The sequence below is a fragment of the Micromonospora sp. WMMC250 genome (assembly GCF_027460215.1).
In the GTDB taxonomy this organism is placed as follows: domain Bacteria; phylum Actinomycetota; class Actinomycetes; order Mycobacteriales; family Micromonosporaceae; genus Micromonospora; species Micromonospora taraxaci.
The window spans coordinates 1027822-1040117 of the sequence record NZ_JAPZBJ010000002.1 but is presented as its reverse complement, the minus strand read 5'-3'; the positions used below and the strand labels follow the sequence as shown (position 1 = coordinate 1040117).

Below are 12296 nucleotides of genomic sequence, written 5' to 3'. Positions count from 1 at the left end.
GATGCAGGACATCCAGGGCACGGTGGCGTGCATCGACGGGAACACCTTCATGGTGTCCGACGCCAGTGGGGACGTGGAGTCCTCCCCCGCCGCTCCGGTCGGGCTGTTCGCCGCCGACACCCGCTTCCTGTCCCGCTGGATGCTCTTCGTCAACGGCGAGTGCATGACCGCGCTGTCGGTGGACGACAGCCAGTACTACGAGGTCACGTTCTTCGTGGTGCCGGGGGCGGCGGTGGACTACGTGCAGGCCGACCTGTCCGCCATCCGGCGCAGACGGATCGGCCCGGACCTCACGGAGTCGTTGACGATCTTCAACTACGGCGAGCGGGAGATGGAACTCGACATCCGCCTGGAGGTGGCCGCCGACTTCGCCGACATCTTCGAGATCAAGTTCGACGTCAGCGACAAGGCCGGCACGTACTACACCGAGGTCGGGCCGAACGATCTGCGCCTGGGATACCGGCGGTCCACATACCACCGTGAGGTGGTGGTCACCGCCACCGAACCCGCCGAGTACGACAGCGACGGCCTCCGGTTCACGGTCCAGCTCGGCCCCGGAGAGCAGTGGTCGACGCGTCTGCAGGCGGCGATGCGGGCGCTGCGCCCGGACGGGGTCGACCTGCGCTCGGCCCTGCGGGCGCAGCGCCCGGACGAGACCACCCTGCCGGCCAGTCTGCGGGCCTGGGTCGCGGCGGCCCCGACGTTGGACACCGACAGCGTCGCGCTCCAACAGGTGTACACCCGCAGCCTGGTGGACCTGGCCGCGCTGCGCTTCGCTCCGCTGTCGTTGGGCGGCGCGACAGTGCCGGCGGCCGGGCTGCCCTGGTTCATGACCCTGTTCGGCCGTGACAGCCTGCTGACCTGCTTGCAGACCCTGGCCGTGACACCGTCGCTGGCCCCGCCGACGCTGCGGATCCTGGCGTCGCTTCAGGGCGCCCGGCGCGACGACGTGCTGGAGGAGGATCCGGGCCGGATCCTGCACGAGCTGCGCTACGGGGAGTCGGCGGCGTTCGAGGAGCAGCCGCACTCCCCCTACTACGGCACCGTGGACGCGTCGCCGCTGTTCGTGGTGCTGCTCGACGAGTACGAGCGGTGGAGCGGCGACACCGCTCTGGCGCTGGAGCTGGAGCAGGAGGCTCGCGCCGCCCTGAACTGGATCGACAGCTACGCGGACCTGACCTCCACCGGCTACATCTGGTACGAGCGGCGCAACCGTGCCACCGGCCTGGACAACCAGTGCTGGAAGGACTCCTGGGACAGCATCTCCTACGCCGACGGGCGGCTGCCGGGCTTCCCGAGGGCCACCTGCGAAACCCAGGGGTACGCCTACGACGCCAAGATCCGGGGTGCGCGGCTGGCGCGTACCGTCTGGGGCGACCCGGCCTTCGCCGATCGGCTGGAGCAGGAGGCGGCGGCCCTGTACGACCGCTTCAACCGGGACTTCTGGATGGAGGACCGCGGCTTCTACGCCCTCGCGCTGGATCATGACGGCACTCCCGTCGACAGTCTGTCCTCCAACATCGGGCATCTCCTGTGGAGCGGCATCGTGCCGCCGGAGAGGGCACCGAGGATCGTCGAGCACCTGATGGGCCCTGCGCTCTTCTCCGGTTGGGGGGTGCGGACCTTCGCCGAGGGGCAGCGCCGGTACAACCCGCTCGGCTACCACAACGGCACGGTCTGGCCGTTCGACAACTCGTTCATCGCCTGGGGTCTGCGCCGGTACGGCTTCACCAGCGAGGCGGGGCGCATCGCCGAGAGCATCCTCTCCGCGGCCACCTACTTCCAGGGGCGGCTGCCCGAGGCGTTCGGCGGGTTCGACCGCGCCACCACCCGGTACCCGGTCCGGTACCCCACCGCCGGCAGCCCCCAGGCGTGGTCCAGCGGGGCGTGCATGCTGCTCATCCGCACCATGCTCGGCCTCAACCCGCACGAGGACCACCTGGCCGTGGACCCCGCGCTGCCGCACGCCTTCGGTCGGATGGCGCTGCTGGACATCCCCGGCCGTTGGGGCAAGGCCGACGCCTTCGCCCGCCACCGCCCCGATCATCCCCCGTCGTAGCGACGACAGCGGGCCGGCGCCGTCCGTCAGCCGTCGCCGTCGCGCAGCCCGAGGACGTACGTCGCCGTCATGGCGACGACCCGGTCCTGGTCCCGGGTCAGCTCGGCGAGGGCGCGGGAGGCGGCCGGACCGGGGATGTCCGCGAGCGCCTGGGTCAGCCGCCGACGCGCCGACTGTCGCACCGACTCGTGCGCGAGGCGGTCGACGAGCGTGCTCGTGATCCGCTCCGCCAGCGCGCTGTCGCTCGCCAACGCGCTCAACGCGTCGGCGGCGTCGACGTCGTGGGCCTCCTGCACGACCATGTCGACGAGTGTCGCAACGGCGTCGGGCACGCCCCGCGCGCCGAGCGCCAGAGCCGCGTGCTGGCGGACCACGATGTCGGCGTGGGTGAGGGCGTCGCGCAGCAGGTCGGTCGCCGCGCCGTCCGGGATCTCGACGACCGTCTCGACGGCCCGTCTGCGTACCGGTGCGTCCGGCGACCGGAGCCCTTCCGCCAGCAGGGCCAGCCCGCTGTCGCCGGACTGCGCCAGCGCCCAGCGCAGGGCACCGGCGACGTTCGGGTCGGTCTCGCCGAGCACCGCCTCGACCAGGGCCTCCACCGGAACCTTCTCCGCCGAGTGCAGGGCGGCACGCTGACGCCGACCGGCGCTCTCCGAACCCAACCCGCGCAGTAGGGCGACAGTCTCCAGGACGTCCGCCCAGTCGGCCGGGTCCGCCGCACCGATCCGGCGCAGCCGGTTCAACAACTCCATCTCGCCCGCGATGCGGTCCAGCGTCTGGCGGATCAGGTCGTCGACGAGGGCCGAGGGAGCGAACCCGGGGTCGTCGAGCGCCCGGCGGACGTCGCGCAGCGACAGCCCCAACGTCCGCAGGCTCTCGACCTGGAAGATCAGCCGGATGTCCGCGGCGGTGTACTCGCGGTAGCCGGTGCTGGTCCGACCTGTCGGTCGGACCAGCCCGAGCGAGTCGTAGTGCCGGAGCATGCGCGCGCTCACCCCGGACCGCCGTGCCACCTCGCCGATCAGCACCCGGTCACCCGCTCGCCGCCGCCGGGCCGAGCGCCACCACACGGATGGCCTCGTCGGTCGCGTACTCGAAACCGGCGTCCGGGTCCTCCCACAGCCGCTGGGTGGCGGTCGCGTGCGCGCGTACCCGAGGGTCGGGATCGGCCGCCGCGGCCCGCAGGATCGGGGTGATCACCTCGCCGAGCGCGATCAGCGCTCGGCTCAAGCTCAACCGTGTCTCCCGGTTGCCCCGCCCCAACTGCGTCGACAGCACTGCGGCCAACTCGGCCGTCGCACCGTCGGGCACCACTGCGACCGCCGCCCGCCAGGCGCTGCGGGCCACCTCGTCGTCGGCGTCGGTGAGCAGCGCCGGCGTGATCGCCGGCCACGCCCTCCGGTCACCGATCTTGGACAGCGTGTGCAGCGCCTGGCTGCGGGCCTGCGCGCGCTCCGAGCCGAGTTCGCCGAGCAGCCTGGGGACTGTCTGCGCCGCCGGGTGGCGGGTCAGGGCCCAGCTGAGCATTTCGCGTACGGAGAAGTCGGGCTCGACCGCGCACCGCGCGACGAGCGGGTCGACGCCTCGTGGGTCCGGGGTCGTGCCGACGGCCAGGGCCGCGCGCAGCCGCACCGACGCGTCGGTGTGTTTCAGCCCCTGGAGAGCCCTCGTGGTGTTCGTGTCCTGTTGCGGACCGGTCATCGAACTCACCTCCTCGAACCCCAGTGCAGACCTTGTCACTGTGTCAAGGTCAAGCGACCCTCGCCTGCGCCTTTCCGCAGTGCGGGGCCGATACGGCGTGCCACACTCCGAGGTGTCCTCGATGGCCTGCACGTCCGGCTGCGGGCGGGCGGGTCGCCGCCCAGGTGCGGAAGGGGCGAGGATGCCACCAACCTGGCTGCTGGCCCTGTCCTGGGCCGCGCTCGCGGCGGGGTTCGTCAGCTTCGCGATCGTGGTCGCCGACACCTACCTGCGCGGGCACCGTCAGCCGGTGCGGGTCATGGAGATCGTCTGGCCGGTGACCGTCCTCTACATCGGCCCGGCGGCCGTCCGGCTCTACTGGAACTGGGGCAGGGCCGAGGTCCTCGCCCGACGACGGCACGGCGACCAGGTCCGCCGGCCCCGGCGTGGACTCGTCGTCACGCAGGTGTCCCGTTGCGGCACGCACTGTGCGCTGGGCTTCGTCGTCGCCGAGGTGGCCCTGTTCACCCTCAGGGTCGACCCGGCCCAGGAGACGCTGTGGGTCGACTACGTCGGCGACTACCTGGCGGCCGTGACGATCGCTGTCCTCTTCCGGTACGTCGGGGGACCCGGTCGCGGAGTCACCAAGATCTGGCGTGCCCTGTCAAGCGTGGTGACTGTCGAGCTGGTGACCATCACCGCGTTCGAGCTGGCGCTGTTCGCGTGGTTGACGCTCGCGCACCACGTCGTCTTCCCCGAACCGCCGCTGCGACCGGACAGCCCGGTCTTCTGGTTCGCCGGCCAGCTGGGGCTGATCGCCGGCTTCGTCGCGGCGTGGCCGGTCGCCTCCTGGCAGCTCGACCGGGGTGCCGGTCGAGCGCAGTAGCCGGCCGGTCAGCGCGGCAGCCGGGTCCGGCGGTAGTAGGACCATCCGGCCAGTGGCAACGCGACAGTCCAGGCCAGCAGCAGCGGAAGACCGACCAGCACGCCCGTCGGGGTGAAGATGTCCGCGGAACTGGTGTCCGACAGGTCGGCCGCGAACTGCCACGGCAGGGTCACCGAGTAGCCGATCATCAGGGCGGATCCCAGCACCGTCGGCGTGAGGGGAAGCCACCGGGGCACCCGGTGTCCCCGTAGCCACGGCACCCACCGGGGGAAGGTCACCCCCCAGTCGCTGATGAGACCGAGCGCCAGGACTCCGCCGAGCCCGGCGAGGACGCACAGCAGGCTCAGGTAGAACGCGCCGGCCGGCAGGCCCAGGAAACCGTCGACCGGGTGGTCACCGACGCCCGGCCCGCGACCGTGGTACCACTCCTCGAACGGCTCGGGATTGGCGAACAGCGGGATGCCGAGGATCCACGGGATGTGCAACGGGATGAACCCCAGCACGGGGGCGATCCACGCCACGTGACCCGCTCGACGCGCCCAGGGCGGCGGTGGTGGCGTACACGGGTCCTCGACTGTCCCGGTCGGCGCTGGTGGTGTTCGGGTCACTGTGATCACTCCGTCTCGGTGGTGAACGTCGGCGGAGACGACGTTGCCGCAACGGCAGGACGAGCGGATCCCCGCGCCGAGGGATCCGCCTCCCCGGGACCGGGGACCTCAGCCCGGCCGAGGGCGTGGGACCACTGTGATCTATCGATCACCGCGCATTCCACCCTTGTGGACGGCGGCCTGGTAGGAAGGAGCGAGTTGGCCTCACCTCAAGGGAGTTGACCGTGGCGCGTTCGCACCTGACCCGCCGTTCGCTGCTGACCGCCGGTGGCGCCGCCGCCGCCGTCGCGCTCGGCGCCGCCGCCGCCAGCCCGTCGGCAGCCGCTGCCACGCCGGCCGAGAACCCGGTCGACACTCCGGCCGAGGCGCTGCGTCGACTGCGGGCCGGAAACCGGCGCTTCACCTCCGGGCACGGCCGGCACCCGCACCAGGGTCTGGCGGACCTGCACCGTCTCGCCGCCGGGCAACACCCGTTCGCCGTCACCGTCGGCTGCGCGGACTCCCGGGTGGCCCCCGAGGTCCTCTTCGACCAGGGACTGGGCGACCTGTTCGACAACCGGGTGGCCGGCAACATCGTCGACGACCTGCTGTTGGGCAGCATCGAGTTCGCCGTGGAGGAGTTCGGCAGCCTGCTGATCGTCGTCCTCGGCCACGAGCGCTGCGGCGCGATCACCGCCACCATCGACGCCATCCACAGCGGCGGCACCGCGCCCGGGCACATCGGCACGATCGTGGACGCCCTGCGCCCGGTCGTCGAGCCGGTCCTCGACCAGCCCGGAGACCCGGTGGAGAACGGGGTCCGCGCCAACATCGTCGCGCAGGTGGCGGCGCTCAACGCCCGCAGCTCGATCATCTCGGAGAAGGTGCACCAGGGCGCGTTGCGCGTCGTGGGTGCCCGCTACGACCTGGACAACGGGCGGGTTTCGCTGGTGGCCTGACGAGGGCCGCCGACTAGGGTTCAGTCATGGTCGATCGGCGCCAGGTGTTGCACTTCCGCGTCCACGCCCAGCAGCTCGCCCGGGTCGCGGGCACGCTCGCCGACACCGCCGTGCTGGACATCGGGGTGCAGAACACCGGTCCGGACGGTGCCCGGTGGGCGTTGGCGGTGCGCGGGGTCGACGTGACCGCGTTGTCCGACACGGAGGTGGTCCTGCTGTGGACCGTGCGGGGCGCCCCACACCTCTACCGTCGGGCCGACGTCGGCACGGTGGCGGCCGCTGTCGCACCCTTCACCGACGCCGACGCGGGCAAGCGCATCTACGACGCGTCCCGACCCCTGAAAGCCGCTGGCATCGGCAACCTCGCGGCCCTCGACGAGGTGGCCGCCCGCATGCGGGCCGTCGTCACCAGGCCGACGGTCAAGGGGGACGTGTCCGGCCGCCTGGCCACGATGCTGCCCGAGCCGTACCTGCGGTCCTGCCGGCCGTGCGGCGCCACCCACCTCTACGAGATGCCGTTCCGGCTCGCCGCCGTGCGGGCCGGACTGGAACTCCAGCTCGACACGTCACCTCCGATCCTGCGGCGCATCGCCGGCTTCCGGAGAGCACCCGCTCCGGGCGACCGTTTCGACCTCATCCGCGCATACCTTCGCCTGCTCGGCCCGGCCACCCCGAAACACGTGGCCGACTATCTCGACGCCCCGGTCAAGGACGTGAAGGCGCTCTGGCCCAGGGACATGGTCGAGGTGACGGTCGACGGTGAGGTGCGCTCACTGCTGGCCGCCGACGTACCGGCGCTGGAGTCGGCCGACGGCACGGGCACCCGCCTCCTCGGCCCGTACGACCTGTTCCTGCAGGCGAAGGACCGGGCGACACTGGTGCCGGACGCCGCCCACGCCAAGGAGCTGTGGCCCGTGCTGGGTCGCCCCGGCGCCGTCCTGGTCGACGCTGAGCTGGTGGGCACCTGGCGCCCGCGCACGTCCGGCAGGATGCTCACGGTCACCGTGCATCCCTGGCAGCGGCTGTCGGGCGCGACGCGCGACGCCATCACCACCCAGGCCGCACACCTCGCCGCGCACCGGGCCGTCTCCCTGGCCGGCGTCGACTTCGGCGGCTAGCGCCGGGCTGCACTCACTCCACCGTCCAGGCGATGGCGGGAGGCGGCACCCGGGCACAGAGCGGCCAGCCGGCGGCGTCGGTCAGCCCGACCCGGCCGACGAGCACCCCGCCGCCCTCGTGTGCGGCGCGCAGCAGCTCGGTCGGGACGTCGGTGAACATCAGCTTCGCTCGTCGGAACATCGCAAAGTCGTCCTCGGTCACCGCGCCCCAGCTGAGGTACAGAAATCGTGCGCCGGGGCGGCCGTGCACCCACGGGCCGCCGACGTCGAGCATCCCGTCGACCTCGCGGCTGGACACCTCGAGGTGCCAGGTGGCGTCGGGGGCGTCGGCCGGCACCAGATCGACCACCTCGGCCTTGCGTTGGACGCCGACGTGCACGTTGCCCCGCCGCAGCGCGTCGGCCTCCGCACCGGTACGGCGACCGGGCAGGTCGGTGCCGTCGATCCGGATCCGCATGCTGGCGATTCTCGTTCCTCGACCGGTGCGGGCGCGCCGGTCGGTGGTGGCGGTGTCGGCCTGACGAGGCCGGCCGAGGTGCGCGGCGGTCGGGCGGGTCACCGCACCGCCCGAGCGGGCACAAAGTAAAAGGCAAGGAGATAACTCTCCCTGCCACTTCTAACGTATATCGCACCTGGGGGCTTGCGGCAAGACCCCGGTCCTGGCGCAGAATCTGCGGCCGGACCAGCATCAGGACGCAACGGGGGGCACGACGTGGGTGTGTTGTCGATGGACGAGGGCCGCAGCGACCTCGCACCGCTGGTGGATCTCCGGGAGGTTGACGAGACGCAGGTGGCGGTCGTCGGTGGCAAGGCCGCGCACCTGGGCGTGCTGTCGCGCATCGACGGGGTCCACGTGCCGGCCGGGTTCTGCGTGACGACGACCGCCTTCCGGCGGGTCATGGCGCAGACCCCGTCGGTCGACGAGCTGCTCGACCAGCTCGCACGCCTCGGCCCGGACGACCGGGAGGCGGTCGGCGCGCTCAGCGCGGAGATCCGCCGGAGCATCGAGGAGACCCCGATCCCGGGCGACCTGGCGGCCGCGATCACCGGCACGCTCGCGGGGTTCGGCGAGGAGGCGGCCTACGCCGTCCGGTCCAGCGCGACGGCGGAGGACTCCCCCACGGCCTCCTTCGCCGGCCAGCAGGACACCTACCTGAACGTGGTGGGGCCGGAGGAGATCCTGCGGCACGTCAGCCGGTGCTGGGCGTCGCTGTTCACCGAGCGGGCCGTCGTCTACCGGCTGCGCAACGGTGTCGACCACCGTGCGGTGCAGATGGCTGTCGTCGTACAGCAGATGGTTCTTCCGGACGCGGCCGGCGTCCTGTTCACCGCCGACCCGGTCTCGGGCGACCGGAGGGTCGCGACGGTGGACGCCAGCTTCGGCCTCGGCGAGGCACTGGTGTCCGGCCTGGTGAACCCGGACGTCTTCACGGTGCGCGACGGTGAGGTCGTCACCAGGGCGGTGGCCGCCAAACAGCGTGCCGTCGTCGCCGTGTCGGGCGGCGGTACGCGGGAGGTGGCGATCGACCCGCAGCGGCAGGAGCAGCCGGCGTTGACCGAGGCGCAGGTCGTGCGGCTGGTGCGGCTCGGGCGACGGGTCGAGGCCCACTTCGGCCGTCCGCAGGACATCGAATGGTGCCTGGTCGACGACGGCTTCCTGATCGTGCAGAGCCGGCCGATCACCACGCTGTTCCCCGTACCCCCGGCCGGTGACCAGGAGAACCACGTCTACCTCTCGGTCGGTCACCAGCAGATGATGACCGACGCCATGAGGCCGCTGGGCCTGTCCATGTGGCAGTTGACGGCCATGGCGCCGATGCTGGAGGCGGGCGGCCGGTTGTTCGTCGACGCCATCCGGCTGCTGGCCTCGCCGGGCCGGGCCGGGTTCCTGGAGATGGTCGGGAAGTCCGACCCGCTGATGAGGGACGCGTTGCAGACGCTCCTCGACCGTCCGGGCTTCGTTCCGACGACGCCCCTGGGCGAGGGTGGTCCCGCCAGGCTGCCGACCGGCGGCGCGTCGATCGAAACCGACCCGGCCATCGTGACCGAGCTGATCGAGCGCAACGAGGCGTCCCTCGCCGCCCTGCGGCGGGACATCGCGACGGTGCGCGGTACGGCGCTGTTCGACTTCCTGCTGGAGGCCTTCGAGGAACACAAGCGGATCCTCGCCGAGCCGCTGAACATGCAGGCGATCATGGCCGGCATGGAGGCCACCTGGTGGCTCAACGACCGGCTGTACGAGTGGCTGGACGAAAAGAACGCCGCGGACACCCTCACCCTGTCCGCCCCCGGCAACATCACCTCGGAGATGGGCCTGGCGTTGCTGGACGTCGCCGACCAGATCCGTCCGCATCCGGAGGTGGTGGCGTTCCTGCGCGGCGTCGAGGACGACGGCTTCCTCGACGAGCTGCCGAAACTCCCGGGCGGGGCCACCGCGCGCGACGCGATCGAGGCGTACCTCGACCGGTACGGCATGCGCTGCGTCGGGGAGATCGACATCACCAGGCCACGGTGGAGCGAACGCCCCAGCACACTCGTGCCGGTGATCCTCGACAACGTCCGGCTCTTCGAGCCGGGTGCCGCCAGGAGGCGCTTCGAGCAGGGGCAGCAGCAGGCGCGTGAGAAGGCGCAGGAGGTGCTGACGCGCCTGCGGGCGCTGCCGGACGGGGAGCGGAAGGCCGACGAGACCGAGCGGATGATCGACCGGGTGCGGACCTTCGTCGGCTATCGGGAGTACCCGAAGTACGGCATCGTCAGCCGCTACTTCGTCTACAAGCAGGCCCTGCTCGACGAGGCCGAACGCCTCGTGCGGGCCGGCGTCCTCACCGAGCGGGAGGATGTCTTCTACCTCACGTTCCAGGAGTTCCACGAGGTCGTGCGCTCGCACCAGTTGGACGACGACCTGATCCGGCAGCGCCGTGACGCCTTCCGGTCGTACCAGGCGCTGACGCCTCCCCGGGTGATGACCTCGGACGGCGAGGTCCTCACCGGGGCCTACCGCCGTGACGACGTGCCGGCCGGCGCTCTGATCGGTGTGCCGGTGTCAGCCGGGACTGTCGAAGGACGCGCCCGCGTCATCCTGGACATGGCCCAGGCCGATCTCGAAGCGGGTGACATCCTCGTGACGGCGCACACGGACCCCAGCTGGACGCCCCTGTTCGTCGGCATCGCCGGCCTGGTGACGGAGGTCGGCGGATTGATGACGCACGGCGCGGTGATCGCCCGGGAGTACGGCCTGCCGGCTGTCGTCAGCGTCCTCGACGCCACCCGGCTGATCCGCGACGGGCAGCGGATCCGCGTGCACGGCAGCGACGGGTACGTCGAGATCCTGCCCTGACCGACGGATGCCGCCACCGGTCAGGAGGCGACCGGGGTTCGTCGTCGGGACCGCGCGCCACGCGGCGGCTCACCGAGCTTCTCCTCGCCCCGTTCACGCACCGCCCAGGCAGGCCAGCACCGGGGCGGATTCGTGCGCTACCGTCAGCGGGTGATTCCGGTGGAGGCCGTCGCGGCGTCGTACGCCCGGTGGGCCACGCCCGCTCTGCCGCTGTACGGCAACGATCACGAACGGTCCGACTTCGCTCCCTGACCTGTGCTGGCAGTTGCCCGCTGGTCTCTTGATTCCTTCCATCGCATCGGGAGCGATGTCTCGTGTCCTCAACCGGTATCCGGGTAGTCCTCCGTGCCCCGCAGGTGCCCTGGGTTCTGCTCGCCGCCCAGGTGGGTCGGCTGCCGTCGGCCTCCGGGCCGCTCGCCCTCCTGCTGTTCGCGCGGGAGTCGTTCAGCCTGGTCGCGGCCGGCCTGCTCGTCGCCGCGTACACCGCCGGGATGGCGGTGGGTACGCCGCTGCTCGCCCGGGCGGTGGACCGCTGGCGTCAGCCGCCCGTGCTGTGCCTGTCGGCGGTCCTGTCCGGCGTCGGGTTCGGCTTCGTGGCCACCGGCGTGTTCGGTGCGACCGGCGCCGCTGTCGGTGCCGCCGTCGCCGGGCTCGGCACTCCCCCGCTGGAGGCGTGTCTGCGCTCGCTGTGGCCGGACCTGCTACCTCCGACGGCGGTGCCGGCCGCGTACGCGTTGGACGTCGCCGTACAGGAAGTGATCTTCGTGGTGGGCCCGCTGAGCACGCTGCTCGCGGTGGCGCTCGGGGGGCCGGTCGCGGGGTTGGGCGTGGCCGCGCTGCTGCAACTCGCCGGGACCATCGCGTTCGTGCGGGCTCCCGCCGTCCGCGCCTGGCGCGGTGTTCCGGCGGCGCGGCACTGGGCCGGCCCGCTGCGGGTGCATCGGCTCACGGTGCTGCTGGTGGGGGTGGCCGGCGGGGGGACGGCGGTCGGGGGCATCGCGGTGGCGGTCACCGCTTACGCGGAAGCAGCCGGAAACCGGCACCTGGCCGGCTGGTTGCTCGCCGCCCAGGCAACCGGCGCCCTGGTCGGCGGCCTCTTCTACACCCGGGCACGGCCCGGTGGGGCGCGACGTCTGCCGCTGCTCACCGCCGGACTGACCGTCGGCTTCGTGCCGCTGCTGCTGACCCCGCCACCGGCCCTGATGGCGGTGTTGCTGGCGATCAGCGGCCTCGCCCTACCGCCGGCGCTGACCGCCATCTTCCTCAAGGTGGACGAGCTGGCGGTGCCCGGCACCGTCGCCGAGGCGTTCGCCTGGGTCGCCACCGCGTTCACCGTCGGCAGCGCCGCCGGCTCGGCGCTCACCGGTCTGGTGGTGGCGAACGGCGTCCGCCACGGCCTGGCGCTCGCCCCCGTCGCGGCATTGCTCAGCACCCTCATCATGGTTGCCGTCGCCCGAAAAGCCGACCGCCCCGAATTCGCTGCCGCCGAACGCAACGGATGAGCGGAATGGTTCGACGCTCGCACATTACCGTTTTTGGCGGTCGACAGAATCACACTGGATTGCATCCGTCGGCCTGCCACTCGCCAGTGGCGCCGGCAAGCACATGTCCAGCTTATGGCCTTGCCAAGCGGTCCGAAGCGGCAGCGCGCTTAAAGAAGATCTAAGGAA

Annotated in this window: 10 protein-coding genes; 6 read left to right on the top strand and 4 right to left on the bottom strand. The window is 71.9% G+C overall.

What is annotated here, in order from left to right; translation table 11 throughout:
• Window position 1 precedes the first annotated feature (1 nt).
• Window positions 2-2059: an amylo-alpha-1,6-glucosidase gene (locus O3438_RS04200; protein WP_442929556.1), complete on the top strand. Its 2058-nt coding sequence runs from the start codon at window positions 2-4 to the stop codon at window positions 2057-2059.
• 26 nt (window positions 2060-2085) lie between these two features.
• On the opposite strand, the gene O3438_RS04195 is transcribed toward O3438_RS04200, so the two are convergent.
• Together O3438_RS04195 and O3438_RS04190 are read right to left on the bottom strand one after the other, a co-directional pair.
• Window positions 2086-3087, bottom strand: coding sequence for a HEAT repeat domain-containing protein (locus O3438_RS04195; protein ID WP_269678672.1), 1002 nt, complete (start codon window positions 3085-3087; stop codon window positions 2086-2088).
• A gap of 4 nt (window positions 3088-3091) precedes the next feature.
• Complete coding sequence (locus tag O3438_RS04190) at window positions 3092-3760, bottom strand: HEAT repeat domain-containing protein (protein ID WP_269678671.1); 669 nt, start codon at window positions 3758-3760, stop codon at window positions 3092-3094.
• Window positions 3761-3941: 181 nt separating this feature from the next.
• Here O3438_RS04190 and O3438_RS04185 point away from each other — a divergent pair, with 181 nt between their 5' ends.
• A complete protein-coding gene (locus O3438_RS04185; protein WP_269678670.1) occupies window positions 3942-4625 on the top strand; it encodes a DUF4396 domain-containing protein in 684 nt (227 codons plus the stop codon).
• 8 nt (window positions 4626-4633) lie between these two features.
• Here the strand turns inward: O3438_RS04185 and O3438_RS04180 are convergent, their stop codons facing one another.
• Window positions 4634-5128: a hypothetical protein gene (locus O3438_RS04180; RefSeq protein ID WP_269678669.1), complete on the bottom strand. Its 495-nt coding sequence runs from the start codon at window positions 5126-5128 to the stop codon at window positions 4634-4636.
• Window positions 5129-5457: 329 nt separating this feature from the next.
• On the opposite strand from O3438_RS04180, the gene O3438_RS04175 reads away from it, so the two are divergent.
• Both O3438_RS04175 and O3438_RS04170 read left to right on the top strand, forming a co-directional pair.
• Complete coding sequence (locus O3438_RS04175; RefSeq protein WP_269678668.1) at window positions 5458-6171, top strand: carbonic anhydrase; 714 nt, start codon at window positions 5458-5460, stop codon at window positions 6169-6171.
• A 26-nt stretch (window positions 6172-6197) separates the two neighbouring features.
• The gene (locus tag O3438_RS04170) at window positions 6198-7289 is read left to right on the top strand and encodes a winged helix DNA-binding domain-containing protein (RefSeq protein WP_269678667.1); all 1092 of its coding nucleotides are present in this window, start codon (window positions 6198-6200) and stop codon (window positions 7287-7289) included.
• 13 nt (window positions 7290-7302) lie between these two features.
• Here O3438_RS04170 and O3438_RS04165 read toward each other — a convergent pair whose 3' ends face one another.
• Window positions 7303-7746 carry a DUF5990 family protein gene (locus O3438_RS04165; protein WP_269678666.1) on the bottom strand — a complete coding sequence of 148 codons (444 nt, stop codon included), beginning with the start codon at window positions 7744-7746 and terminating at the stop codon, window positions 7303-7305.
• A gap of 270 nt (window positions 7747-8016) precedes the next feature.
• On the opposite strand from O3438_RS04165, the gene rph reads away from it, so the two are divergent.
• Window positions 8017-10626 (top strand): rifamycin-inactivating phosphotransferase, encoded by a 2610-nt coding sequence (gene rph, locus O3438_RS04160; RefSeq protein WP_269683558.1) that lies wholly within the window; start codon window positions 8017-8019, stop codon window positions 10624-10626.
• Window positions 10627-10940: 314 nt separating this feature from the next.
• Complete coding sequence (locus O3438_RS04155; RefSeq protein WP_269678665.1) at window positions 10941-12128, top strand: MFS transporter; 1188 nt, start codon at window positions 10941-10943, stop codon at window positions 12126-12128.
• Window positions 12129-12296 lie beyond the last annotated feature (168 nt).